Genomic DNA, 24,240 nt, shown 5'->3' on the forward strand with positions numbered 1-24,240 from the left:
GGACTCAACTTTGCTTGACACCAGATTGCTTAAGAGTAGAGTTGAGTGCAGAGCGCTCAAGGAACAGCCTCGGGCGCAGCGAACACCTACTTTTTCCAAGGAAGGAAGCAACACATGTCACGTGCTGTAGGCATTGACCTCGGAACCACCAACTCGGTCGTCTCCGTTCTGGAAGGTGGCGAGCCCACCGTCATCGCCAACGCTGAAGGCGGTCGCACTACGCCGTCAGTGGTTGCGTTCTCCAAGAACGGTGAAGTCCTGGTCGGCGAAATCGCCAAGCGCCAGGCCGTCAACAACATCGACCGCACCATCGCCTCCGTCAAGCGCCACATGGGCACCGACTGGAGCGTCGACGTCGACGGCAAGAAGTACACGGCGCAGGAGATCTCCGCCCGTACGCTCATGAAGCTGAAGAACGACGCCGAGGCGTACCTGGGCGAGAAGGTCACCGACGCGGTCATCACCGTTCCTGCATACTTCAACGACGCCGAGCGCCAGGCCACCAAGGAAGCCGGTGAGATCGCGGGCCTCAACGTCCTGCGTATCGTCAACGAGCCCACCGCGGCCGCTCTGGCCTACGGTCTGGACAAGGGCAAGGAAGACGAACTCATCCTGGTCTTCGACCTCGGCGGCGGCACCTTCGACGTGTCCCTGCTGGAAGTCGGCAAGGACGAGGACGGCTTCTCCACCATCCAGGTCCGCGCGACCGCCGGTGACAACCGCCTCGGTGGCGACGACTGGGATGACCGGATCGTCCAGTACCTCCTCGGCCAGCTCAAGGCCAAAGGCATCGACCTCTCCAAGGACAAGATCGCCCTCCAGCGTCTGCGCGAGGCCGCGGAGCAGGCCAAGAAGGAACTCTCCTCCTCGACCAGCACCAACATCTCCCTGCAGTACCTCTCGGTCACCGCTGACGGCCCGGTCCACCTGGACGAGCACCTCACCCGTGCCAAGTTCCAGGACCTGACCAAGGACCTGCTCGAGCGCACCAAGAAGCCGTTCCACGACGTCATCAAGGAAGCCGGCATCAAGGTCTCCGACATCGATCACATCGTGCTCGTCGGTGGTTCCACCCGTATGCCCGCCGTGACCGAGCTGGTCAAGGAGCTCGCCGGTGGCAAGGAGCCCAACAAGGGCGTCAACCCGGACGAGGTCGTGGCCGTGGGCGCAGCCCTGCAGGCCGGCGTGCTGAAGGGTGAGCGCAAGGACGTGCTCCTGATCGACGTGACCCCCCTGTCCCTCGGCATCGAGACCAAGGGCGGCGTCATGACCAAGCTGATCGAGCGCAACACCGCGATCCCGACCAAGCGCAGCGAGACCTTCACCACGGCGGATGACAACCAGCCGTCCGTGTCCATCCAGGTCTTCCAGGGCGAGCGTGAGTTCACCCGGGACAACAAGCCGCTGGGCACCTTCGAGCTGACCGGCATCGCCCCCGCGCCGCGTGGCGTGCCGCAGATCGAGGTCACCTTCGACATCGACGCCAACGGCATCGTGCACGTGTCCGCCAAGGACAAGGGCACCGGTGTGGAGCAGTCCATGACGATCTCCGGTGGCAGCGCCCTCTCCAAGGAGGACATCGAGCGCATGGTCGCCGACGCCGAGGCGCACGCCGCCGAGGACAAGAAGCGCCGTGAGGCTGCGGACACCCGCAACGCCGCCGAGCAGCTGGCCTACGCCACCGACAAGCTCATCGCCGACAACGACGACAAGCTGCCGGAAGAGGTCAAGACCGAGGTCAAGGCCGACGTCGACGCCCTCAAGGCCGCCCTCGAAGGCACGGATGACGACGCTGTGAAGGCTGCGTTCGAGAAGCTCCAGGCTTCCCAGACGAAGCTCGGCGAAGCCATCTACGCCCAGTCCCAGGCTCCCGCCGGTGGTGAGGAAGCCGCAGGCGCCTCCGCCGGTGCTCCTGAAGAGGACATCGTGGACGCCGAGATCATCGACGAAGACGAGAAGAAGTAACCATGCCGCACCACGGTAACGAAGCAGAACACGGCTCCGGGACCGGGGACGAGCGCCAGGAGCCGGTCATCCGGGACAACCGCAAGGTCGACCCGGAGACCGGCCAGGCACGGACCCCCCAGGGCTCCGAAGCTCCAGCCGGTGGCGGCGCCACCGACGCGAACGGTGATGCACTCAGCCAGGCCGAGGAGATCCTCAACGCCGCGGGCGCCGATGCGGGGAGCGCCCCGTCGTCGTCCGAGGCGGAGGAACTGCGCAACGATCTGCTGCGCCTCCAGGCCGAGTACGTCAACTACCGCAAGCGGGTGGAACGTGACCGGGCGGTGGCGGGCGAGATGGCCGTCATCGGCGTGCTGAACGCCATCCTGCCGGTCATGGACGACATCGACGCGGCACGGGCCCACGGGGACCTTTCCGACGGCCCGTTCGCCTCGATCGCCGGCAAGCTGGAGAACACGCTCAAGACCTACGGACTGGAGCGCATCGAGGAGACGGGTGTCGAATTCGACCCCACCATCCACGAGGCCCTCATCCAGCAGCCCGGCGAGGTCGAGGTGGACACGGTCAGCCAGGTCCTCCGGGCCGGCTACCGCACCTCTTCCCGCGTCCTGCGGGCTGCGCAGGTCATCGTCGCGGTCCCGCAGTAAGCGGGAGCCATCTGCGGTGCGGGCGCCACGGCGCCCGCACCGCCCCCTTTGGATTTTCAGACAGGAAAGGAAACGCCCTTGGCAAGCCAGGACTGGGTTGAGAAGGACTTTTACAAGATCCTTGGCGTCGCCAAGGACGCGTCCGACGCCGACATCAAGAAGGCGTACCGCAAGCTCGCCCGCAAGTATCACCCCGACACCAATGCCGGGGACGCCGAAGCGGAGAAGAAGTTCAAGGACATCACCGAGGCCAACTCGGTGCTCTCCAACCCGGAGGACCGTCAGCAGTACGACGCCATCCGCGCCATGGGGAGCGGCGCACGCTTCGCCCCGGGCAGCGGCGGACAGGGCGCCGGACCCGGCGGCTTCGAGGATCTCTTCGGCGGCATCTTCAACCAGGGTGGACGCACCCGGGGCGGCGCCTCGGGAGGCATCCCGCCGGAATTCGCCGATCTGTTCGGCGGGGGCGGCTTCGGCGGCTTCCAGCAGCAGCCCACCAAGGGCTCGGACCGCACGGCGAGCACCACGATCTCCTTCAAAGGCTCGATCCAGGGCACCACGGTCAGCCTGCGCGAGCCGGACGGCAACGTCATTGACGTCAAGATCCCGGCCGGCATCAAGGACGGCCAGAAGGTCCGCCAGCGGGGCAAGGGCAACCCCGGCGCCGCCGGCAACGGTGACCTGATCATCACCGTCCACGTGAAGGAGCACCCCTTCTTCAAGCGGGACGGGAACAACATCCGCATCCACGTGCCGATCAGCTTCAATGAAGCCGCTCTCGGCGGGAACATCGAGGTGCCGACCATGGAGGGCGAGAAGGTCAAGCTCCACCTGGCCGCCGGCACTCCGAGCGGGCGCACCCTGCGGGTCAAGGGCCGCGGTGTGAAGACGGCGAAGGCCACCGGCGATCTGCTGGTGACGGTCGACGTCGTCGTGCCCCAGAAGCTCAACGACGCCGCCAAGGCGGCAGTCGAGGCCTTCGCCGACGCCACCGCCGGTGAGGACCCCCGGGCGGTCATCGCCGCCCACGCCGTGCTGTAGGAGGTGAGCCATGGCGATCGACCTGAATCAACCGCTTTTCGTGATCTCGGTTGCCGCCGAGCTGGCCGAGATGCACCCCCAGACCCTGCGTCAGTACGACCGGCTGGGCATCGTCTCGCCGAGCCGGGCGCCGGGCAAAGCGCGCCGCTATTCGCAGCACGACGTCGACCGGCTGCGTGAGGTGCAGCGCCTCTCCCAGGAGGGCGTCTCGTTGGAGGGCATCAAGCGCATCCTCGAACTGGAGAACCAGGTCGCGGCTCTGCAGTCCCGCGTCCGAGAACTGACCGAGGAGCTGGAGCGACGCCCGGCGGCGCAGGAACCCCGGGTCTTCGCGGCCGGGGTGTCGGCCGGCGACGTGGTCCCGCTCGCGCGGGGCCAGCGCCCGACGCCGCGGAGCCAGGCCGTCGTCATCTGGCGGCCGTAGCGTTCCGGGCAGCGCCCGTTCGCATCCGGTGCGGATTCTGAGCAATCCCGTGCCGTCCCAGGCCTGACCACCAGGACCGCATCACCAGGGGCGGGACACCAGGCAGGTGTCCCGCCTTTCGTGTGTCCGAAGACGGGTTTTCCGCCGCCCACCGGGCGCAGGAACCCCGCGTTCAGCCGTCTTTCCGCTCGTTCGTCCGCGCCGCCCAGTTGTTCGGCAGCTCCGAATGACCAGTCGGTATGGCCCCATGGACGCCGAAGGATAGCGCTCATAGGCTGAAAGCACAACGATGACAAGCCACCGCCCGTCAAGGCGGTACGAACGTGGGGCACCAGCGAAGGTCCCACGACGCTGCGGAGGTCTTCTTCCGCAGCTCTTGAGGTGAGGGGAACCGCGAGGGAGCGGGTCCCGGACGGTTCCTCTCATCTCCTTTGGACGCCAGTCCGCTGATCACGACCAGATGGGATGCCATGCTTCTGACACAACTCCAGTACTTCGTCGCCCTGGCGCGCGAGGAGCACTTCGGCCGGGCGGCCGCGGCATGCTTCGTCTCGCCGTCGACGCTTTCGGAGGCGGTGCGGAAGCTGGAGGTCGAACTCGGGGTGCCTCTGGTCCGCCGCGGCCATGCCTACGAGGGCCTCACGCCCGAAGGCGAGATGGCGCTGACCTGGGCCCGCCGCGTGGTCTCAGACCAGGAGGCGCTCTCCGCGGAGATCGCGGCGGCACGGGGCCAGCTCACCGGCGTCGCGCGGATCGGCACCATCCCGGCCGGGATCGCCCTCGCGACCGCGGTGGTGTCGGCCCTGGTGGACGCGCATCCGCTGGTGCGGTCCACCGTGCAATCCGGGCTGAACAGCGAGGACGTGGTGGCGCGGCTGAGGGCCTTCGAACTCGACGCCGGCATCATCCACCCGTCCGCGGCCGATGGTCCGGATCTGGTGTCGGTGCCTCTCGGTGAGGTCACCAACGTGGTCGTGGCCGCTCCGGGCATGTTCCCCGAGGACCAGCCATCGATCACGGGACGCATGCTCGCCGAGGTGCCCCTCGGACTCCTGGCGGCCGACATGCGGGCCCGCCAGCTCGCCGATGAGGCGTGGCGGGCCGCCGGACTCCAGATCAAGCCGCGCCTGGAGGCGGACTCCAATGAGGCGCTCCTGAGCCTGGTCACCTCCGGGCTGTGGGCCGCCGTCGTCCCGGAGACCGCCGTCGCGGCCCGCCGTGACGATCCGTCCATCCACGTGCTGCCGCTGATCGAACCGGAGGTCTCCACCCCGCTTGCCGTGGTGCGGCTGGCCGGAAAGCCGGCCCCCGTCCTGGTCCGTGCCCTCGGCGCCGCGGCCCAGGCCGTGCTCAAGGACCCGCGCCGCGCCGCCCAGGCACGCCGCTCCCGTATCGGCGCCACTTCCTCTTCCTGACCGGCCCCTGAAGCGCAGGGGCTCTCCCCCTGTCCCGCTGAAAGGACCTCGTCATGTCTCTTCGCCCGACCTCTGAGCACCTCGTGCCCGCACCTTCCCGCCGCCGGGAACTGAGCGGGGTGAGCCCGTGAGAGTGATCATCAACTGCGTGGTCCGGCCACGGCACAGCGGCCGGGGGCCGAAGGGCTGCCCGGTCTGTGTCGAAGCCCTGCTGGAAGCCGTGGCCGCGCACCCGTCGCCCTGGGAGGCGGCGGAGCGGTTCGCCGAAGAGGTGCAGCTCGCCGTCGTGGAGACGCTGCGGCGTCAACGCTGGTGGACCGTGCAGGACCCCACCGAGACGGCACGGCAGCTGATCTTCCTTCAAGCCGCACGGGAGCTCGCGATCGCCAAGGCCTTCCTGCAGGACCGCCGCCCGGAGGACTATTTCCCCTCCCATGCGGCCTATCTGGACTTCAGGGCCGGCGAGTTCCAACTGCCCGGCTACGTGTTCGCCGCCGATTACTACGAGATGATCGCGCTGCTCTCCGGCTTCCCGCTGTCCCTGCTGGTGGAACCGCCGCTCGGACTCGACGGCGCGGATGAGCTTCCGCCGGGGATTCCCTGAGCGGTTCCCGCAAGCCCTCCCCACGGGAGTCCGGCTGTGCCAGAGTGGGAAATGCGGGTGAATCCTGAGATCGGGGAATGACCTCCCGCCCCGGCCGGTTCAACCCTTTGGACCTGACATCCCCCTTGCGAAGGAGTCCTCATGACCACCGTTGCCGCTCTCGCCGCGCCGTCCGCCACGGAACCGCTCATCCGCACCACCGTGGAACGCCGCGAACTCGGCCCGCATGACGTGCTGATCGACATCAAGTACGCGGGCATCTGCCATTCGGACATCCACACCGTCCGCGGTGACTGGGGCCCCGTCCCGTACCCGCTGACCCCCGGCCACGAGATCGCCGGCATCGTGGCCGCCGTCGGCTCCGAGGTCACCACCCGCAAGGTCGGCGACCGCGTCGGCGTGGGCTGTCTGGTCAACTCCTGCCGCGAATGTGAGCAGTGCCTGGCCGGTCAGGAGCAGGACTGCCTCAACGGCAGCGTGGGCACCTACGCTTCCAAGGACCGCGACGGCACCATCACCCAGGGCGGCTACTCCAGCCAGGTGGTGGTCAACGACGCGTTCACGCTGCTGATCCCGGACTCCCTCGAACTCGACGTCGCCGCCCCGCTCCTCTGCGCCGGCATCACCACGTACTCGCCGCTGCGCCGCTGGGGCGCCGGCCCGGGCAAGAAGGTCGCCGTGATCGGCCTCGGTGGCCTCGGCCACATGGCCGTCCAGCTGGCTCACGCCCTGGGCGCCGAGGTGACCGTGCTGTCCCAGTCCCTCAAGAAGCAGGAGGACGGGCTCAAGCTGGGCGCCGACCACTACTACGCCACGAGCGACGAGACCACCTTCCAGGACCTCAAGGGCAGCTTCGACCTCATCATCAACACGGTCAGCGCCAAGATCCCCCTGGACGACTACCTGCGCCTCGTGAAGCCGCACGGCGCCATGGTCTGCGTGGGCGCCCCGGGCGAGCCGCTGGAACTGAACATCTTCAGCCTGATCGGCGGGGCCAAGGCCCTGGCCGGCTCGAACATCGGCGGCATCCCGGAGACCCAGGAGATGCTCGATTTCTGCGCCGAGCACGGCATCGGCGCGCAGATCGAGGTCATCGACGCGGACCAGGTCAACGACGCCTACGAGCGCGTGCTGGCATCCGACGTCCGGTACCGCTTCGTCATCGACGTGTCCACCATCGGCTGACCACTCCGGAAGGAGACACCATGAAGGTTTTCCAGATCGGCGCGGCCGGCGGCATCGGCAGCATCCTCTCCCGGCTCCTCGTGGAGCGAGGGGACCAGGTGACCGGCATGCACCGCAGCCCTGAACAGACGGAGACCATCACCCGGACCGGGGCGCAGTCCGTGCTCGGCGACCTCATCGCCGACTCCACGGAGACGCTGGCCGGCCACCTGGCCGGGCACGACGCCGTCGTGTTCTCCGCGGGGGCGCATGGCACCGGGCAGGAGCTGACCACCGCGATCGACGGCGACGGCCTGGTGAAGGCCGCCGACGCCGCGGCCCTGGCCGGGGTGCAGCGGTTCGTGCTGGTGTCCGTGTTCCCCGACGCCGGGCGCGGCGGGGACTCCCCGAACGCCGGCTTCGAGCACTACATGCGGGTCAAGAAGACCGCGGACGTGCACCTGGCCGGGACGGACCTCGACTGGGTCATCGTCCGCCCCGGCACTCTCAAGGACGAACCGGGCGACGGCCTGGTCACCGCAGGGCCCGCCATCGAGTACGGGAACGTCCGCCGCGGCAATGTGGCGGCGTTCCTGGCCGAGGTGCTGCACGAGCCGGGCGTGAGCCGGGAGATCGTGGAGCTCACCGACGGCTCGACGCCGGTGGCGGACGCCGTGGCCGCGCTCGCCGCGCTGCGGGGCTGAGCCCGGCTCGCCGAGTTCCGCGCCCTGTTTCACCTTGTGCGGGTCAATATCCCCGCGAAGGGTGAAACAGGGCGCATTTTCGCGAGGCCGGTCCGAGCGGCCGGAGGTCCCGGGCGGGGCGTCAGACCCGGAAGCCGGTGCACGCCTCGTTGCTGCACCCGGCGTCGCGCGCCATCCAGCGGGGCGGGTCGCCGCCGTCCTCGACCGGCACCCAGCGCACGTGGCGGTGCTGGCCGCACATGTCGCAGGCGGGGGCGACGAAGCTGGCCCGTTCCTCGGCGGTGTAACTGCGGAAGTCCGTCATGGTTCCTCCTCGGCAGACATGGACACTGCCCTTTCAGGCTAAGCCCGGGCCTCTGGCCACCGGTAGGGGGCTCCTCGCGCTGCCCTTGCGGGGTCACGTGATGTCGGCTGTGACCCCTGGAGGGGACGTCAAGTGACCCCGCAACGGAGGAGGGAGGCCTACTCCCGGAACAGCCCGGCGAGGTCGTCCGCGGTGAGGTGCGTGGACGCGAGGGCCTCGTCGCCGGCCACCGAGTCGAAGAGCTTCGACTTCTTGGCCTTGAGAGCCATCACCTTCTCCTCGATGGTGTCCTTCGCGACCAGCCGGTACACCATGACCTGCTTGTCCTGGCCGATCCGGTGCGCCCGGTCCACGGCCTGAGCCTCGCTGGCCGGGTTCCACCAGGGATCGAGGAGGAACACGTAGTCCGCCTCGGTCAGGTTGATGCCGAAGCCACCGGCCTTCAGGCTGATGAGGAACAGCGGGGCGTCGCCATCCTTGAAGGATGCGATCACGTCGGCGCGCTGCCGCGTGGAGCCGTCCAGATACGCGTACTGCACGCCCGCCGCATCGAGCCGTTCCCGCACCTTCCCGAGGAACCCGGTGAACTGGCTGAAGATGAGGGCCCGGTGCCCTTCGGCCAGCACATCCTCCAGCTGCTCGAACAGGACGTCCAGCTTGCTCGACCGCACCCCGCTCAGCTCGGGGTCCACGAGGGACGGGTCCAGCGCCATCTGCCGCAGCAGGGTCAGCGACTGGAAGATGGTGAAGCGGTGCTTGTTCGCGTCCTCCAGGAGCCCCAGGATCTTCTGCCGCTCACGCTGAAGATGCGTCTGGTACGCCTTCGCGTGGCGCTGATTCAGCTCGACCGTGAGGACCTGCTCCAGCTTCGGCGGAAGCTCCTTGACCACCTGCTCCTTGGTGCGGCGCAGCATGAGCGGACGGATCCGCTGCCGCAGCTTGGCCAGCAGCTTCGGGTGGCCGTGGACCTCGATGGGCCGGCGGTAATACTCGGCGAACTTCCCCGGGCTCGGGAACAGGCCCGGCGCCACGATCGACAGCAGCGCCCAGAGCTCCATGAGGTTGTTCTCCAGGGGCGTGCCCGTGATCGCGAGCTTGAAGGGGGCGTCGAGCTTCCGCGCCGCCTGGTACGCCTTGGACTGGTGGTTCTTCACGAACTGCGCCTCGTCCAGGACCAGCGCGCCCCAGGAGAGCTTCTGGTACTGCTCGAGTTCCAGACGGAACAGCGCATACGACGTGACCACGAGGTCCGCCCCGGCGAACTCCTCCGCCGGGTTCAGGCCGCTGCGCTTGAACGTCTCCGCCACGGCCACGGTCTTCAGCCCGGGGGCGAAGCGTGCCGCCTCCATCGCCCAGTTGGACACCACGCTGCTGGGCGCCACCACCAGGAACGGGGCGCGGGTCGCCACGGGATCTGCGGACGCCGACGACGCCGGCCCGCCGTCCGCGCGCTCGCCGGCCACCGCTGCGGCGGGCTCAGCCGTGGTGACCGCCGCGGACGGGCCGGCCGAGGCGCCGTCGTCGTCCGCGGTGCCCGTGGGATCCTCGCGCAGCGAGCACAGCAGCGCCAGGGTCTGGAGGGTCTTGCCGAGGCCCATGTCATCGGCCAGGACGCCGCCCAGCCGGTGGTCGTAGAGGAAGCGGAGCCAGCGGAAACCCTCCAATTGGTAGGGGCGCAGTTCGGCGTGCAGGCCGGCGGGGGCCGCGAGATCCCGCGTGGAGTCGTCCACGTTGAGCAGCCCCGTGACGCTGCGGCGCCACTCCTTCGCCTGCTCCTCCACGACGCCGATCGCCGCGAACTGCTCCCACAGACCCACCTGGAAGCGGCTGATCTGGAGTTCCTCCCCGGGGCGGTCGGAGAGGGCGCGGGCCTCGTCGATCAGTTCGCGCAGCTGCTGGAGCTCGGGGCTGTCGAGGGGGAAGTGCTTGCCGCTCGGCAGGACCATGCGCGTCTGACCCGAGGCCAGCGCGGAGAAGATCTGGCCGAACGCCACCTGCTCGCCTTCGAGGGTGACCACGATTTCGAGGCCGAACCAGTCGCGATCGTCCTTGTCCAGGGTGGAGACGTGCACGACCGGGGCTTCAACGGCCTCCTGGAAGTCAGGGACCACGCCGTTGACGTCCACCTCGACGTCCGGGACCGTGCGCAGCTGCGGCAGCACCTCCTCCGTGAACGCGACGGTGTCCATGCCGTGAAGGGTCGCGGTGGGGGCGAGCGACGGTAGGGTCCAGAGCCCGTCCGGCCCGATCGTCGGCTCGGTGGCCAGGGCGGCCACCACCTCCCACGGCTTGCCGAGAGAATTCAGGATCTTCTTCTCCTGGGCCTCGTCCCGGTAGCCGGCATCGGCGCGGTCGAAGGCGAGTGGCTGTGAGACCTGTTTGCCGTTGCTCGTGTAGTGCCACTCCCAGTGCAGGTCCAGGCGGTGGTCCTTGCGGTAGTCGGCCAGGAGGGACAGCACGGGCTTGCCGATGGTCGGCAGGCGCACGCTCTCGGACGCTGCGACCACGGGGGCGCCCTGGCGCAGCCGCGGGTAGAACTCGCTGAGGAAGCGGTCCTCGTCCGCCGCGGGGATGTGCACGGACTCCGCGGCGCGCGCGAACGCCACCATCTCGGGGGAGGCGGGCGCGAGCGGCGTCAGCACGAGCGTCCCGTCCACGAGGCCGCCCGGGACAGACGCCCCGCCGTGGAATGCCAGGGCCGCGGGTTCGCCCGTGAAGTGGAGTTTCTTCAGATCGAGATCGCGGCCGTGGGCTTCGAGCCGCGGCGCGACGTCCAGGCCGCCGTCCTTCCGGCGGCCCACCGAGAGCTCCAGGACGGCCGGTTCACGCTCCAGCCGCACGCCGGGCGACCGCGGATCCGTGTCCTGGATGAGGAGGATCCCCTTGCCAGCCAGGTCCGCGAGGGCCGTGGCCAGGTGCTTGCCGTTGTACTGGGAGAGCTCCAGCCACTGGCCCGCGGGACCCTGATACTGGCCCGGCATGCGGGACAGCTCGAGGAATTCCGCGAGGGCGTCCGTCTGTTCCCGGCTGAATTTCCGGTAGTAGCTGAGGTAGTTGATGTTCGTCCAGGCCACCTCGCTCTTGATCCACTTGCCGCGGGCGCCCATGGACATGGGGCGGACCCGCAGGCCGGCGGGTTCGGCCTGGCTGTAGACGCGGCCGCCGCGGGACACGGCCGGCTTGGGATCGGTCACCTCGAAGAGCAGGGCCAGCTGAGGTGTGGTGGAGGAGACGGTGGTGGCCGATTCGGGCAGGAGGGGCGCGAGGGCCTTCTCCCAGGCGGACGACGCGGCCGGCGAGGTGGGCGCCGAGCCGTTGGCGGACTGCGCCGCCCCGGGCAGCGGTGCGGGGCCCCGGCGACGGCGGGCGACGGCGTCGTCGGAGTCCAGGAGGCCGCGCTCTTTGGCGGCGAAGAGGAGGGCGGCCACATGCTTGCAGTCCTGCCGGACCGGGCAGTCGCAGAGGGCGGTGAGGCAGATCCAGGAGTCGTCCTTGGGCTGCAGCTTGGCGACGGCGCGGTACGAGCGGGTGCCTTCCACGCGGCCGGTGAGCAGCCCGGTGGTGCGGCCGAAGACGACGTTGAACACGCGCTCCTGGCGGGCATACTCGTAGCCGCGTTCCACGCTGCCTTCGTCAAAGCGCGCGGCGAGGGTGCCCAAGCGTTCCTGGGCCTGCGAGGTGGCCATCCACAACAGTCTAGTGCGAGCAGCCCGGGAGCGGTCTGCGAGATGGAGCACAGGGGGTTTGGAGCGGGTGTGCCGGCCGGGGACACACGCGGGCCGCGCCCGGTGGCCGGATCCGCGCGGGGCGGAATCCACGGGCACTGTCGGACATGGCCGATAGGCTGAACGGCATGGCACAGACGAGGAAGAACCGCCCCGCCGCACCCCGGGCCGCGGCGCCGGATCTGCCCGCTCACCTCGGCGAGGTGGACGGGCTGCGGCGCTATGACGAGGTCTCGGAGAGCGCCGTGCTCGGGCTGTCCGGCGACGTCGACGCATCCCACGCCCACCTCAGCGAATGCGTGATCCGGGACGCCCACCTGGACCGCTTGGACCTCACCGGCGCCACCCTGACGGACCTCGACGTCGAGGACCTGCAGGTCACCGAACTCGTGCTCCGGAACGCCCGGCTCCGCCGCGTGCGGATCAGCGGCGGCAGGATCGGCACGCTGGACCTCTCGGGCACGGAGATGGACAGCCTCGAACTGCGGGACGTCCGGATCGACTACCTGGGCCTGAACGGCGCCGAGGGCAATGACATGGTGGTGGCCGGCTGCCGGCTCCGCACCCTCGACGTGCCGCTGGCGAAGCTCAAGCGCGTCGCGTTCCGGGACAGCAGCGCCGAGGACGTGGACAGCCGCGACCTCGACGCCACCGACGTCGACCTCCGCGGCCTGGACGCCCGGGTCTTCACGTCGGTGACCGGCCTCCGCGGCGCCACCCTGACGGAGTCCCAGGTGCGGGAGCTCGCCGTGCAGATGGCGCTCCAGGCCGGGATCGACGTGAAAGAGGGCTGAGCGCCCGGCTCAGTTCACCCAAGGTTCACCCGCCCGTGACCCGGGACCTCCGGTCACTCCCAGGGACGGCGCGTACGGTCGAAGTGTCCCGTGGACTTCTCGAGTGAGGATCAGCATGACCAGCAAGCAGCTCCCCGTCGTCCTTTTCAAGGAAAGCCTTGAAGCCGGCCCCGATGAAGTGGTGGACGGCAACGTCACCGTGGTCAACGCCATGTACCAGGAGCTCCTGGGCCAGGACGAGATCGCCGAGGACGCCCTCCGCAGCTACTACGTGGACTTCTACCTGACCCAGGCCCTGGGCGGCGGCTTCGCGCAGTACGTCTTCACGGCCACGGACCGTGAAGAGATCGACGCCTACGTCCGTGGCGGGCTGGAGGCCATGGGCGCCAAGGCTCACCTGGACCTATTCAACCGCACCGACGCGGCCTTCGAAGCCCTCAGTGAGGACGAGGTCGACGCCTATCTGGACGGCGACGCCGAGGATGAGGACAGCGAAGTCAGCGACGCCGTCCTGGCCCAGGAGGAGCTCGACAACGAGTTCGAAGCGCTCCTGGAGACCGAGGACCTCATGGAGCTCAACGCCGCCTGGCTGCGCAGCCTCGAGGGCCTGCTGGTGGTGGACGAGGACGGCCTGGACGCCGTGATCGACGAACGCCTCGCCACCGTCGAGGACCTCGAGGAGCGCCGCGCTCAGGCCGAGGCCGCCTCCTTGGAGGACATGCCCGACTTCGAGATCATCATCCGCGAACTGTGCGACGTCGCCGAGGTGGAACTGGAGAAGATCACCCTCGGAGACCCCAACTTCGTCTACGAGGCCGAGACCGTGGTGGCCTGGCACTTCCTGGCCGACGGTGAGGAGTACATCATGGTGGAGCTCGAGGACGAGGCCCTCATGCTGCGGCCGGAGTCGCTCGAGGTCGTGGCCGCGGTCGAGATCGAGGAGATCGACGACGACGAGCTGGAACCCGCCGGCGCCGAGGTGTAAGCGGGAGGCCGGGGCACTGACGGACATGCTCTGCTTGCTATCCCCGTGCCCTGCGGGTCGCTTGCGCTCGGGTCGGGGCACGGGGCCCCTTGACGCAAGCCGCCGCATCTCAGTGCCCCGGCGCCCTGACGCGCGACGACGGCGGGTTCCCCTCGCCGTCGTCGTGGGTTGAAGGGGTGGGCGTCAGCCCGCTGCCGTGCAGATCAGGGATGCGAGGGTTGCTTCGGTGTCCGCGTCGAGGGACGTGATGTTCCAGACGATCGGGTGCATTGCCGCGCCCTCCTGGAAGGCCGGGTTCACGGATTCGCCGAAGCCGAAGGCGAGGTAGTCCTTGCCGGTCTTGATGTAGCAGATGTCCTCGCCGTTCCGGACGTAGAACGGGAGGCCCCAGCGGACCACCGGTTCCAGGGACGGGGCGTTCTCGCGGATGATGGCGTGCAGGCGCTCGCCGAGTTCCGCGTACGGGGCGGGGGCTTCCCGGAGTTTGGCGAGTGCGGCGTCGTCGCCCTTCTTGCTGAACAGCATGGTGGAGCCTCCATCACAAGGTGCATCGGATCTGAGGTGCGGCCGGGCTGGCGGCCGGTTTCCAGCCTACGGCGGCGGGGCGGGTGTGTGAACCTCGCGACATAGTGACCCACGCTATGGGCGGCCGGGAACCGCGGTGAAAAGATGGGGGTGGAACAACCCTCAGGAGCGCCATGTTCACAGGAATCTACGTCACCGCCACCTCCACGGGATCGGGCAAATCCGTGGTGGCCCTCGGCCTGGCCGAGGCCCTCTACCGCCGGGCGGGACGGATCGGGTACTTCCGGCCCGTGGTCCCCGGCGACACCCCGGACCACGACCCCATGGTCGAGCTGATCCGCACGCGTTACCACCTGGATCCCGCCGTGTGCCGTGCCGGTCTCACGCTCAAGGAGGCCCGCCGCCTGGTGGCCGAGGGACGCCGCGAGGAGATCAGCACCCGCTGCGTGCAGGTCTTCAGCGAAGTGTCCGCCCTGTGCGATGTGGTGATCGTGGAAGGTTCCGACCTCTCCGGCGCCGATTCCGCCGTCGAGTTCGACCTCAACGCCCAGCTGGCGAAGGACCTCGGCTGTCCCGTCGTGGCCGTGGTGAGCGGCAAGGACCTCAAGTCGGAGGAGATCGCGGACGCGGTGGACGTGGTCCGCGCCGAGCTCTCCGCCGTGCATGCCGACCTCCTCATGGTGATGGTCAACCGCGCGGATCCGGACCACGTGGACGAGGTGCGGGCCGCTATCCGTCCCGGTGACCTGAAGCGCCCCGTCTACGTCCTGGAGGAACGGCCCGAGATGGCCCGTCCCACCACCGGCGAGATCTCCGCGGCCCTGGGCCTCCAACTGCTCGCGGGCACCGCGGACATGGAGCGTGAAGTGGCCGGGGTCAAGGTGGCCGCCATGAGCCTCGGCAACTTCATCGGCGCCCTGGAGCCCGGCGATCTGGTGATCGCCCCCGGAGACCGGGCCGACATCCTGGCCGGCGTGCTCGCCTCCACGCAATCGCCCGACTTCCCGGTGCCGTCCGGCGTCGTCCTCAGCGGCGGCCTCATGCCGGACCCGCACATCCTGCCGCTGCTGGCAGGCGCCCCGTTCCCGTTCTTCGCCCACCCCGAGGACACGTATCACACGGCCACGGCCGTCTCCGGGGTGCGCAGCGAAATCTCGACGGGCAACAGTCGCAAGGTGGCGTCGGCCCTGGGCGAGTGGTCCCGCCAGGTGGACGAGGACGAGATCTTCGAACGCTTCAACCTGAGCCGACCGGCGTCGATGACCCCCCTGCGGTTCCTCCACGAACTGATCGGCCGCGCCCAGGCGGACCGCCGCCACGTGGTGCTGCCCGAGGGCACGGACCTCAGGATCCTGCGGGCCGCCGAGATCCTGCGCCGCCGCGACGTCTGCGAGCTGACCATCCTCGGCAATGAGGCCGCGGTCCGGGAACTGGCCGCCGCACACGGCGTCTCCCTGGACGGCATCACCCTGGTGGACCCGGCCACGAGCGAACTGCGCCAGCGGTTCGCCGAGGAGTACGCCCGGCTCCGCGCCCACAAGGGCGTCGATCTCGCCAAGGCCCTCGAGACCATGCTCGACGTCAGCTACTTCGGCACCATGATGGTGCAGCTGGGCATCGTGGACGGCATGGTCTCCGGCGCCGCGCACACCACCGCCCACACCATCCGTCCCGCGCTGGAGTTCGTGAAGACCCGGCCGGGCGTGGCGATCGTGTCCTCCGTGTTCCTCATGCTCATGCAGGACCGCGTGCTCGCCTATGGAGACTGCGCTGTGAACCCGGAGCCCACGGCCGAACAGCTCGCGGACATCGCGCTGGCCTCGGCCGAGACGGCCCGGCAGTTCGGGGTGGACCCGCGCGTGGCGATGCTCAGCTACTCCACCGGCGGCTCCGGTACCGGCGCGACCGTGGACAAGGTGCGGGCCGCGACGGAACTGGTGCGGGAGCGCAAGCCTGACCTCGCCGTCGAAGGCCCCATCCAGTACGACGCCGCCGTGGACGCCGCGATCGCCGCGGCCAAGCTGCCGGGATCGGACGTGGCCGGTCAGGCGACCGTGTTCATCTTCCCGGACCTCAACACCGGAAACAACACGTACAAGGCCGTGCAGCAGTCCTCCGGCGCGGTCGCCGTCGGGCCGGTGCTGCAGGGCCTGAACAAGCCCGTCAACGACCTCTCGCGGGGCTGCACGGTGGAGGACATCGTCAACACCGTGGCCATCACCGCCGTCCAGGCCCAGAGCGTCGCCGCGCCGTCGCCCGCCGCATCCCAGGAGAACTGAATGCTCATCCTCGTCATCAACTCCGGCTCCTCATCCCTGAAGTACCAGGTGCGCGACGTCGACGCGGGGGAGGTGCTGCTGGAGGGCCTCGTGGAGCGGATCGGGCAGCCCGACGGCGACGCCCCGGCCGCGGTCCCGGACCATGGCGCGGCCCTGGAGATCGTGGCGGCCCGCCTGCACGAGGTCCTGGGCGACCGGCAGGTGGACGCCGTCGGACACCGTGTGGTGCACGGCGGCGAGCGGTTCGCCGAGCCGGTCCTGATCAACAACGAGGTCACGCGGGCCATCGAGCGGCTCAACCCGCTGGCCCCGCTGCACAATCCCGCCGCCGTGCTCGGCATCCGTGCCATCACCGAGAAGTGGCCGCAGCTGCCGCAGGTGGCCGTGTTCGACACCGCCTACCACCGCACCCTGCCGGAGAAGGCCTGGCGCTACGCTGTGCCGGACTGGCTCTACACGCGCCACGGCATCCGCCGCTACGGCTTCCACGGCACGAGCCACCAGTACGTCGCGGCCCGTGCGGCCGCGCTGCTGGGCGAGGCGCCGGACGAGTTCAACGGCGTCATCCTGCACCTTGGCAACGGAGCCTCCGCGACGGCGGTCAAGGGCGGGGCCTCGGTGGACACGTCCATGGGCTTCACCCCGCTCGAAGGCCTCGTGATGGGCACCCGTTCCGGCGACATCGACCCCTCCATCCTCGTGTTCCTCGGACGCCAGGGCCTGGACGCGGACGCGCTGGACGATCTCCTCAACCGCGAATCGGGGCTCCTGGGCCTGGGCGGCTCGAACGACATGCGGACGCTGGTGGACGCCGCCGAAGCCGTGGGCAACGACGACGGGACCTCCTCCGGTGCCGACCCCCTGCGCGCGCGGCGGGCGCTCGAGGTGGCCGCCTACCGTCTGGCGAAGTACGTGGGCGCGTACCACGTGGCCGTTGGCGGGGCGCAGGCGATCGTGTTCACGGCCGGGATCGGGGAGAACTCCTCGCCGTTCCGCGCGCTGGTCTGTGAGCAGCTCGGGGCCCTGGGGGTCGAGCTCGACCCGGAGCTCAACGCCGTGCGCTCCAAGGAGCCGCGGTTCATCTCCACTGAGGCGTCGCGGATCCCGGTGCTCGTGATCCCCACGAACGAGGAGCAGGCGATCGCCGAGGCCACGGCGGAGGTCGTCGCGGGCTGACGCCCTTTTTCTGCCGAGTTCGGGGGTTCGTTCCGAAACCGGGGCCTGGAGGCACCGCTCCCGGAACGAACCCCCGAACTCAGCGGAAGGTCAGCCGGGGCGGCTCAGACCAAGGCGGCTTCGCTGAGCTTCCCGTCGCGCATGTGGGCCTCGCGGTCGCAGAGCTCGACGAACTCCAGATCGTGCGTGACCATGACCGTCGCGGTGCCGAACTCGTGCGTGATCCGGGCCAGCAGCTCGACCACGGCGCGGCTGCGCTCCTCGTCCAGCGCCGCCGTCGGCTCGTCCACCAGGAGCACGCTCGGCTCGCCCATGAGTGCCCGGGCGATGTTCACCCGCTGCCGCTGCCCGCCGGACAGCTGATGCGGACGCTTGTCCTCCTGCCCTTCCAGCCCGACGGCGGCGAGCAGCCGGCGCGCCCGCCGCTCCGCCGTCGCGCGGGCGGCCTTCCCTCCGAAGCCGCGGACATGCTGCGTCACGAGCAGCTGTTCGACGGCGGTCAGCGACGGCAGCAGATTCGGCTGCTGGAAGATGATGCCCAGCTTCTCGCGTCGCAGGGCCGCCTGCTCCTTCCGGCCCAGCGCCTGGACTTCGCGGCCGTCCACCAGGATCCGCCCGGCCGTCGGCTTCACGAGTGTGGCGGCGACAGCCAGCAGGGTGGACTTCCCGGAGCCGGACGGGCCGGTCAGAGCGAGGAATTCCCCCTGACGCACGGTGAGCGATGCCTGGTCGAGGGCGGTGATGGTGCCGGCGCCGTCGGGGTAGTCGACGGTGACGGATTCGAGCTGCAGTGCGGGCGTGTTCATGAGGTCCTCCTGGTGATGACGACGGGGGTGTGGGCGGGCCGGCTCAGCTGCCGCCGAGTGCGAGCAGCGGATCCACGCGGGTGACCTTGCGGACGGCGAGGGCGGATCCCGCGAGGCCCAGCAGCACGATGCCGACCACGGGACCGGCGATGGTCAGCGGCCCCAGGACGAACGGCGCGGCCTGCCCGGCGAACCAGCCGCCCAGCCCGCCGATCACGGCGCCCAGGACGGTGCCGCTCAGCAGCACGATCAGGGCCTGCGCGAGGGCGTCCTTGAAGACGTAGCCCTGCGTCGCGCCGAGGGCCTTGAGGACGGCGATGTCCCGGGTGCGCTGCACGGTCCAGATGCTCAGGAACGCGCCGACCACCAGGGCGGAGATGCCATAGAGGAACCCCTGGATGAGGAGCAGCGAGCCGTTCTCGCTCTTGAAGGACTCGAGCGCCTGGAAGCTCGCGGTGCGCTCCGCGCTGACGGTGCCGTTCCGGCTGTCCGCGCGATCCGCGGCCGTGGCGTCCGCGCCGGGCGCCACCAGGACGGTGGCCTCGCGGCCCCGGTTCATCTGCTGCCAGTCGCCCAGGCCCACCCAGGCGACGGCGAGATGCGAGTACCACTGGTCCGGGACGACGGCCTTCACCCTGAGATCCGTGCCGTTGCTGTTCAGGACGCCGCCGTCGGACAGGTTCAGCGCCGAGGCGAGGGACTCGCTGAGCACGATCTCGCCCTTGCCGGGCGTCACGGGTGCCAGGGCAGTGCCGCCGACGCCGTCCGATCCGAAGAACGCCGCGTTGGTGGTGCGGCCGCCGTCGGGGGTGGACGCCGCCGTGCCGGTCCGCAGTTTGCCCTGCGAGATGCCGAGCGGGACGGCCGTGACGCCGGCGTCCCGGGACCAGGCCGCGGCCTGCTCGGGGGTGACCTCGGAATCCGCGTAGCTCGCCTTCGCCGCGGTGCCCTGCGGCGCCCCGAAGACCACGCGGCCGGCGGGCAGGGCGCCGATCGCGGAGGTGGACTGGTGCGCCAGGCCGGCGGTGAGGCCGGAGAGCATGACGAGCAGGACGGTGATGAGCGCGACCACTCCGCCCATGAGGGCGAAACGGCCCTTGCTGAAGCGAAGGTCGCGGAGGGCGAGGAACATGGTGGGGTCTCCTGGAATGCCGGGGTTTCTGGCGTATCTCCAGCCTCCCGCGGAGCGAGCGCGCGCACATCGGCGGGGTGGTTGAACCGGGCGCTCGCTGTGGTTGAGCGCCGAATCAACCGAAAGGTTGATGGGGTGCGGCGGCGTCCGGACGGATTCCTGTCGGCGCCCGCCAGTAGGGTGGTGGCATGGGAATCGGGCCCGCACCTCACGGCCACTCCGTCGCCGGTGGCGGCGCGGGTGCGAGTGCCCTGGACGCTGCCCGGAACCCGGCTCAGGGGACCCAGGTCATCCTGCGGGTTCTGCGGGTGAGCCTGCATCTCGGGTTCGCCGCACTCCTGCTGCTGGGTGTGGTCCGCTACTCCCTGACGCTCGGGTCCGCGACGCTGGGGTCAGGTGGCCCGGCGCCCGCCTGGAGTCCCGCGGTGGTCTACCCGGTGGCGGCGTTGCTCGCGGCGGTCTATCTGGGAGGCACCGCAGCCGAGAAACGTCACGCCCTCGGCGCCAGCCGGCTCGATCCCGCGCCGTACGCGCGGTGGTGGCTCGCCGTCGTGGTGGTGCTGTGGCTGGTGCTGCTGGTGTTCTCGGCGGATTTCGCGTGGCTCGCGTTCCCTCTCTTCTTCCTGGAGCTGCACCTGCTGCCACGAGGGGTGGGGCTGCTGGCGGTCGTCTGCACGACGGCGGCGCTGGTCGTGGCGCTGTTCTTGCACGCCGCGCCGGGCTCCTCGAACGGCGCGCTCGTGATCGGCCCGGGCTTCGGCGCCGCGTTCGCCGTCGTCACGGCGCTCAGTTATCAGGCCCTGTACCGGGAGGCGGAGGAGCAGCGTCGCGTCGCGGCGGCTCTGCGTGCGGCCCGTTCGGAGCTGGCCGCGAGTCAGCGCGAGGCCGGGGTGCTGTCCGAACGGGCGCGCCTCGCCCGCGAGATCCACGACACCCTGGCGCAGGGTCTCTCCTCGATCGTGCTGATGAGCCGAGCGGCCGGCAGGTCTCTGGACGCCGAGGAGCTGGGCGCGGCCCGCGAGCGGCTGGCCGTGGTGGAGGAGACGGCGTCGTCGGCCCTGGAGCAGGCACGGGAGTTCGTGCGCTCGCCCGGCGCCTCCGCGAATGCCGCGCTGCCCGAACTGCTCGCTTCGCTCTGCGCCGACACCGAACGGCAGGCCCGGGCCGCCGGCAGTGGCTTGTCCGTGGCGTTCCGGCTCAGCGGGGAGCCCCGCGACATCCCTGTGGAGCTGTCTCAGGCGTTGCTCCGGGCTTCTCAGGCGTCGCTCGCGAATGTCCTCCGCCATGCCCGGGCGGACCATGCGGTGCTCACGCTCGGCTTCCTGGAACAGGAACTGACTTTGGATGTGTTCGACGACGGCGTCGGTTTCCGTCCCGAAGCCCCTGCGTTGGGCGACGGGGTGGGGCTGGGTCTGCTCACGTCCCGCGTCGAGGCGCTGGGCGGGAGCCTGGTGCTGGAGTCGGCTCCCGGCGAGGGGACCGTGGTGGCGATCAGGGTCCCCTCGGGCCCTGCGCCCGGCGTGGTCCTCGACGCACCGGCTGACCACGCACCGACTGACACGGAGGTACTGCCATGATCAGGGTCTTGCTGGTGGACGACCACCCGGTGGTGAGGGCGGGCCTGAAGGCGATGCTGGAGGACCCTGCGCTCCCGTCCGAGGGTCACACCTCCGATAGTGCGCAGAGCATTCGGGTGGTGGCCGAAGCGTCCGACGGCGCCGCCGCCTTGGAGGAGCTCCGGCGCCGCCAGACTCTCGGAGAGGACATCGACCTGGTGCTGATGGATCTCCAGATGGGCGATGGCATGGACGGGGCCACGGCCACCCGGAAGATCCGCCAGGGAGAAGGCGGGGTCCGCCCGGTTCCGGTGCTGGTCCTGACCACCTACGACAGCGATTCGGACATCCTCAGCGCCCTCGAGGCCGGGGCCAGCGGCTACATGCTCAAGGACGCCGAGTCCGAGCGGATCCGGGCTGCGGTGCGCGCTGCCGCCGCGGGGGAGACGGCCCTCGCACCGGAGGTCGCCGCCCGGCTGGTGGGCCGCTTGAGGAATCCGGTCCCGCAGCTTTCAGCCCGCGAAGTGGAGATCCTGGAACTGCTGGCCACGGGCCTGTCCAACCGCGCGTTGGCCAGGGCGCTCTTCATCTCGGAGGCGACCGTCAAGACACATCTGGTGCACATCTACGCCAAGCTCGGCGTGGACAACCGGACCGCCGCCATCACGACGGCGGTCCAGCAGAAGATCATCCGGGTCCCGGACGCCTGAGTCAGCCCGCGGCGACCACCGAGGATTCCTCCTCTTCGCGGGACACGGGAAGGGTGTCGTCCGCGAGCTGCCGCTTCTTGACGGTGGCCAGGTGGCTGAGCAGCACCAGGGCGACGCCGCCGAGCGCCCACAGGGCCAGCTTGAGTCCGTCCATGCCGAAGTCGGCGCCGGGGAAGTAGGTCAGGTCGCGCACCGCGTTGAGCCAGGCCGCGCCGTTCCAGAAGGTGTTGAGCCCGGCGAAGAAGGCCGGTGACAGTGACGCCGGGTACACGCCGCCACTGCTGGTGAAGTTGAGCATCACGAACAGGAGCGTCAGGGCCGGAGTGGTCCACTTGCCGAGGATCGGGTGCAGCCCCAGACCGATGGTGATGATGCCGAACGAGTACAGCGAGCCGAGCAGCCAGATGTTCCATTCGTAGCCGTTGAGCACCTGATACACCGGGCCGGCCACGAGGGTCGCGATGCCGGCCACCACCAGGGCGGTGCCCGCACCGATCAGCAGGCGAATGCCCACCCGGAGCTTCGCGGTCGCGGCGGCGATCGCCACCACGCTGGCGTAGGAGCCCACGCTCAGGGCCACGAGCATGAAGAACACGGACTGCCCGGCGGTGTCGTTGGGGCCGCCCGGACGGACGTCCTCGACGGCGACGGGCAGGTGCTGCTTGTACGCCAGCGGCAGGAAGACCTTCTGGGCGGCGCCGGCGGCCGCTTCGGACGCCGCGCCGGAGACCAGGATGGTCGCGTGATCCCTGCTCGGGACGTAGGCCGCGGAGATCTTCTGATCGGTGATCTGCTGACGCGCCTGATCGGCGGTGGCCACGGTCGTGACCTGGAGCTTGCCCTCCGAACCGTCGTTCAGCGACTGGGCGAACACCTTCGTCTCGGGGCTCTGTCCCACCACGGCCACCGGGAAGTGGTGCGGATCCGGGGAGTGGAAAGCGCCGAGATAGGCGAAGGCCATGCCGGCGCCCATGACGAGGGGGATGAGCAGATGCAGGGCGATGTGGCCCCAGGTCTTGCCGTCGGGCCAGAGGCGCGGGCGTGCCGAGGGCAGCGTTTTCACAAGGGGGAGGCGATGCGTGGACATGGGTTCCTGTCGGAGAAAAGTCAGCAAGGGGGAGAGGCGTTCCGCGAAGGGAAGATTAGGCTCGCTAACTACTTTAGGCCCAATTGTTGCATTGCGCAACCATCGGGACGGCGGGCGGCCGACAGGCGACGGGCGGCCGGAACCATGCCCCGGCGGGCCGTGGGTGCATCCGTCAGCCGACGGCCGGACAGGCGCGGCTCGTTAAGCCGCGCCGATCCGGTGTGTCTGGCGTCAATGCTGCTCGCTCAGTACTTCGTGTACTGGACGCGGTCGTAGGTCGCGGTCCGCTGTCCCGAGTACTGGAAGGGGCCGAGCCACGAGTCGACGCCTGTCCCCGGCCAGAAGTTCGTGATGATGCGCTGAGGATGGGTGGGCAGTGGGCCGCGCGAACCGGTCTCCTGGTGGACGAGGCGTCCGTCGACGAACCAGTTGATGGAGCCGCCCGGCCCCCATTCGAAGGCGTAGTCGTGGTAGCCGGCCGACGCATCGAAGCCGAGGTTGATCAGGGTCTCGTGGCCGCCGACCCCGTTGGTGAAGTAATTGGTCTGCATCTGCCACGTGTTCTTGCCCAGGATCTCGACGTCGATCTCGTCCCAGGGCTGACCGTCGCTGGGTCCCGTGTAGGTGAAGAACGAGGTGACGGTGCCTGATCCGGCGCTCGCCTTGAGGCGAGCGCTGTAGCGGCCGTAGGAGAAGAGATCGTTGGTCCGGTACTCGCCGGACGCGTACGGCTTGCCCGAGCAGCCGGAGGGGCACGTGGCGGTGTCCAGATTCAGCCCCATCACGCCGCCGTTGAACCAGACGTGGTCGGCGCGCCATCCTGCGTTGAACATGCCGCCGTTCGACCAGCCGTCCGCCTTGCTCCAGCGGGAGGTGTCGTAGGAGGTGAACTCGTCGGAGAAGCTGCCACCGATCGCTGCCGCCGCGGGTCCCGCGCCCAGTGGGGATGCGGTGAGGAGGAGAAGTGCGACTGCGGCCATCCTGAGCAGTCGGCGTGCGACGCGCGGCGAGAATGTCCGCGTGCGCCGTCCGGTCGAGTGGCGTGCGGATGAGTGGTGTTCGGCTGGGTGCCTGAGGTGTGAGTGCATGGGAGCTGAGCCTCCATCGAGGTGTCGGGTTTTCAACGGTGAAATGAGAGCGCTCCCACCGTCAACCTTCAGGCACCAGGTGGGCCCTGTCAAGGGGTCGATGAGCCCT

General features: G+C 69.5%; 21 protein-coding genes. 14 read left to right on the forward strand and 7 right to left on the reverse strand.

Going from position 1 to position 24,240, the window contains the following annotated elements; translation table 11 throughout:
• Positions 1–114: 114 nt before the first annotated feature.
• From dnaK to BLV63_RS03670, 8 genes are all read left to right on the forward strand, one after another.
• A complete protein-coding gene (gene dnaK, locus BLV63_RS03635) occupies positions 115–1,965 on the forward strand; it encodes a molecular chaperone DnaK (RefSeq protein ID WP_066216172.1) in 1,851 nt (616 codons plus the stop codon).
• A gap of 2 nt (positions 1,966–1,967) precedes the next feature.
• Complete coding sequence (locus tag BLV63_RS03640) at positions 1,968–2,612, forward strand: nucleotide exchange factor GrpE (protein WP_066216174.1); 645 nt, start codon at positions 1,968–1,970, stop codon at positions 2,610–2,612.
• Between the two features lie 78 nt (positions 2,613–2,690).
• Positions 2,691–3,653, forward strand: a complete 963-nt coding sequence (locus BLV63_RS03645; protein ID WP_066216176.1) for a DnaJ C-terminal domain-containing protein — start codon at positions 2,691–2,693, stop codon at positions 3,651–3,653.
• Positions 3,654–3,663: 10 nt separating this feature from the next.
• Positions 3,664–4,077, forward strand: a complete 414-nt coding sequence (locus tag BLV63_RS03650) for a heat shock protein transcriptional repressor HspR (protein WP_066216178.1) — start codon at positions 3,664–3,666, stop codon at positions 4,075–4,077.
• 470 nt (positions 4,078–4,547) lie between these two features.
• Entirely contained in the window at positions 4,548–5,492 is a 945-nt protein-coding gene (locus BLV63_RS03655; RefSeq protein ID WP_074784463.1) for a LysR family transcriptional regulator, read from the forward strand.
• A gap of 127 nt (positions 5,493–5,619) precedes the next feature.
• Positions 5,620–6,096 (forward strand): hypothetical protein, encoded by a 477-nt coding sequence (locus BLV63_RS03660; RefSeq protein WP_139244637.1) that lies wholly within the window; start codon positions 5,620–5,622, stop codon positions 6,094–6,096.
• 141 nt (positions 6,097–6,237) lie between these two features.
• The gene (locus BLV63_RS03665; RefSeq protein ID WP_066216183.1) at positions 6,238–7,281 is read left to right on the forward strand and encodes an NAD(P)-dependent alcohol dehydrogenase; all 1,044 of its coding nucleotides are present in this window, start codon (positions 6,238–6,240) and stop codon (positions 7,279–7,281) included.
• Positions 7,282–7,301: 20 nt separating this feature from the next.
• Entirely contained in the window at positions 7,302–7,964 is a 663-nt protein-coding gene (locus BLV63_RS03670; RefSeq protein WP_066216185.1) for an NAD(P)H-binding protein, read from the forward strand.
• A gap of 121 nt (positions 7,965–8,085) precedes the next feature.
• On the opposite strand, the gene BLV63_RS03675 is transcribed toward BLV63_RS03670, so the two are convergent.
• Positions 8,086–8,268, reverse strand: coding sequence for a hypothetical protein (locus tag BLV63_RS03675; protein ID WP_066216186.1), 183 nt, complete (start codon positions 8,266–8,268; stop codon positions 8,086–8,088).
• 158 nt (positions 8,269–8,426) lie between these two features.
• On the reverse strand, positions 8,427–11,954 hold the full coding sequence (locus tag BLV63_RS03680; RefSeq protein WP_066216189.1) for a DEAD/DEAH box helicase: 3,528 nt from the start codon (positions 11,952–11,954) through the stop codon (positions 8,427–8,429).
• A 167-nt stretch (positions 11,955–12,121) separates the two neighbouring features.
• Here BLV63_RS03680 and BLV63_RS03685 point away from each other — a divergent pair, with 167 nt between their 5' ends.
• Both BLV63_RS03685 and BLV63_RS03690 read left to right on the forward strand, forming a co-directional pair.
• Entirely contained in the window at positions 12,122–12,787 is a 666-nt protein-coding gene (locus BLV63_RS03685; protein WP_066216191.1) for a pentapeptide repeat-containing protein, read from the forward strand.
• A 115-nt stretch (positions 12,788–12,902) separates the two neighbouring features.
• Positions 12,903–13,772 (forward strand): DMP19 family protein, encoded by an 870-nt coding sequence (locus BLV63_RS03690; RefSeq protein WP_066216193.1) that lies wholly within the window; start codon positions 12,903–12,905, stop codon positions 13,770–13,772.
• A 183-nt stretch (positions 13,773–13,955) separates the two neighbouring features.
• On the opposite strand, the gene BLV63_RS03695 is transcribed toward BLV63_RS03690, so the two are convergent.
• Positions 13,956–14,297, reverse strand: a complete 342-nt coding sequence (locus BLV63_RS03695) for a DUF1801 domain-containing protein (protein ID WP_254780449.1) — start codon at positions 14,295–14,297, stop codon at positions 13,956–13,958.
• Between the two features lie 173 nt (positions 14,298–14,470).
• Between BLV63_RS03695 and pta the strand changes: the two genes are divergently transcribed.
• Together pta and BLV63_RS03705 are read left to right on the forward strand one after the other, a co-directional pair.
• Positions 14,471–16,576: a phosphate acetyltransferase gene (gene pta, locus BLV63_RS03700; protein ID WP_066216195.1), complete on the forward strand. Its 2,106-nt coding sequence runs from the start codon at positions 14,471–14,473 to the stop codon at positions 16,574–16,576.
• The gene (locus BLV63_RS03705; protein ID WP_066216196.1) at positions 16,577–17,752 is read left to right on the forward strand and encodes an acetate/propionate family kinase; all 1,176 of its coding nucleotides are present in this window, start codon (positions 16,577–16,579) and stop codon (positions 17,750–17,752) included. It abuts the gene before it with no gap.
• 104 nt (positions 17,753–17,856) lie between these two features.
• On the opposite strand, the gene BLV63_RS03710 is transcribed toward BLV63_RS03705, so the two are convergent.
• Together BLV63_RS03710 and BLV63_RS03715 are read right to left on the reverse strand one after the other, a co-directional pair.
• Complete coding sequence (locus BLV63_RS03710) at positions 17,857–18,558, reverse strand: ABC transporter ATP-binding protein (protein ID WP_066216200.1); 702 nt, start codon at positions 18,556–18,558, stop codon at positions 17,857–17,859.
• A 43-nt stretch (positions 18,559–18,601) separates the two neighbouring features.
• A complete protein-coding gene (locus BLV63_RS03715; RefSeq protein WP_066216202.1) occupies positions 18,602–19,690 on the reverse strand; it encodes an ABC transporter permease in 1,089 nt (362 codons plus the stop codon).
• Positions 19,691–19,878: 188 nt separating this feature from the next.
• Here BLV63_RS03715 and BLV63_RS03720 point away from each other — a divergent pair, with 188 nt between their 5' ends.
• Together BLV63_RS03720 and BLV63_RS03725 are read left to right on the forward strand one after the other, a co-directional pair.
• Positions 19,879–21,267, forward strand: a complete 1,389-nt coding sequence (locus tag BLV63_RS03720; RefSeq protein WP_082724269.1) for a sensor histidine kinase — start codon at positions 19,879–19,881, stop codon at positions 21,265–21,267.
• Positions 21,264–21,956 (forward strand): response regulator, encoded by a 693-nt coding sequence (locus BLV63_RS03725; RefSeq protein ID WP_066216204.1) that lies wholly within the window; start codon positions 21,264–21,266, stop codon positions 21,954–21,956. Before BLV63_RS03720 ends, BLV63_RS03725 begins: the two co-directional genes overlap by 4 nt.
• Position 21,957: 1 nt before the next feature.
• On the opposite strand, the gene BLV63_RS03730 is transcribed toward BLV63_RS03725, so the two are convergent.
• Together BLV63_RS03730 and bglS are read right to left on the reverse strand one after the other, a co-directional pair.
• Positions 21,958–23,043: an ABC-2 transporter permease gene (locus tag BLV63_RS03730; RefSeq protein ID WP_066216206.1), complete on the reverse strand. Its 1,086-nt coding sequence runs from the start codon at positions 23,041–23,043 to the stop codon at positions 21,958–21,960.
• Positions 23,044–23,288: 245 nt separating this feature from the next.
• Positions 23,289–24,023, reverse strand: coding sequence for a beta-glucanase (gene bglS, locus BLV63_RS03735; protein ID WP_066216208.1), 735 nt, complete (start codon positions 24,021–24,023; stop codon positions 23,289–23,291).
• Positions 24,024–24,240: the final 217 nt, after the last annotated feature.

The sequence above is a fragment of the Arthrobacter woluwensis genome (assembly GCF_900105345.1).
In the GTDB taxonomy this organism is placed as follows: Bacteria; Actinomycetota; Actinomycetes; order Actinomycetales; family Micrococcaceae; genus Arthrobacter_E; species Arthrobacter_E woluwensis.

Coding starts and splice junctions, on each gene's coding strand:
- dnaK (WP_066216172.1), top strand. CDS start 115: ATGTCACGTGCTGTAGGCATTGACCTCGGAACCACCAACTCGGTCGTC.
- BLV63_RS03640 (WP_066216174.1), top strand. CDS start 1,968: ATGCCGCACCACGGTAACGAAGCAGAACACGGCTCCGGGACCGGGGAC.
- BLV63_RS03650 (WP_066216178.1), top strand. CDS start 3,664: ATGGCGATCGACCTGAATCAACCGCTTTTCGTGATCTCGGTTGCCGCC.
- BLV63_RS03655 (WP_074784463.1), top strand. CDS start 4,548: ATGCTTCTGACACAACTCCAGTACTTCGTCGCCCTGGCGCGCGAGGAG.
- BLV63_RS03665 (WP_066216183.1), top strand. CDS start 6,238: ATGACCACCGTTGCCGCTCTCGCCGCGCCGTCCGCCACGGAACCGCTC.
- BLV63_RS03670 (WP_066216185.1), top strand. CDS start 7,302: ATGAAGGTTTTCCAGATCGGCGCGGCCGGCGGCATCGGCAGCATCCTC.
- BLV63_RS03675 (WP_066216186.1), bottom strand. CDS start 8,268: ATGACGGACTTCCGCAGTTACACCGCCGAGGAACGGGCCAGCTTCGTC.
- BLV63_RS03680 (WP_066216189.1), bottom strand. CDS start 11,954: ATGGCCACCTCGCAGGCCCAGGAACGCTTGGGCACCCTCGCCGCGCGC.
- BLV63_RS03685 (WP_066216191.1), top strand. CDS start 12,122: ATGGCACAGACGAGGAAGAACCGCCCCGCCGCACCCCGGGCCGCGGCG.
- BLV63_RS03690 (WP_066216193.1), top strand. CDS start 12,903: ATGACCAGCAAGCAGCTCCCCGTCGTCCTTTTCAAGGAAAGCCTTGAA.
- BLV63_RS03695 (WP_254780449.1), bottom strand. CDS start 14,297: ATGCTGTTCAGCAAGAAGGGCGACGACGCCGCACTCGCCAAACTCCGG.
- pta (WP_066216195.1), top strand. CDS start 14,471: ATGTTCACAGGAATCTACGTCACCGCCACCTCCACGGGATCGGGCAAA.
- BLV63_RS03705 (WP_066216196.1), top strand. CDS start 16,577: ATGCTCATCCTCGTCATCAACTCCGGCTCCTCATCCCTGAAGTACCAG.
- BLV63_RS03710 (WP_066216200.1), bottom strand. CDS start 18,558: ATGAACACGCCCGCACTGCAGCTCGAATCCGTCACCGTCGACTACCCC.
- BLV63_RS03715 (WP_066216202.1), bottom strand. CDS start 19,690: ATGTTCCTCGCCCTCCGCGACCTTCGCTTCAGCAAGGGCCGTTTCGCC.
- BLV63_RS03720 (WP_082724269.1), top strand. CDS start 19,879: ATGGGAATCGGGCCCGCACCTCACGGCCACTCCGTCGCCGGTGGCGGC.
- BLV63_RS03725 (WP_066216204.1), top strand. CDS start 21,264: ATGATCAGGGTCTTGCTGGTGGACGACCACCCGGTGGTGAGGGCGGGC.
- BLV63_RS03730 (WP_066216206.1), bottom strand. CDS start 23,043: ATGTCCACGCATCGCCTCCCCCTTGTGAAAACGCTGCCCTCGGCACGC.
- bglS (WP_066216208.1), bottom strand. CDS start 24,023: ATGGCCGCAGTCGCACTTCTCCTCCTCACCGCATCCCCACTGGGCGCG.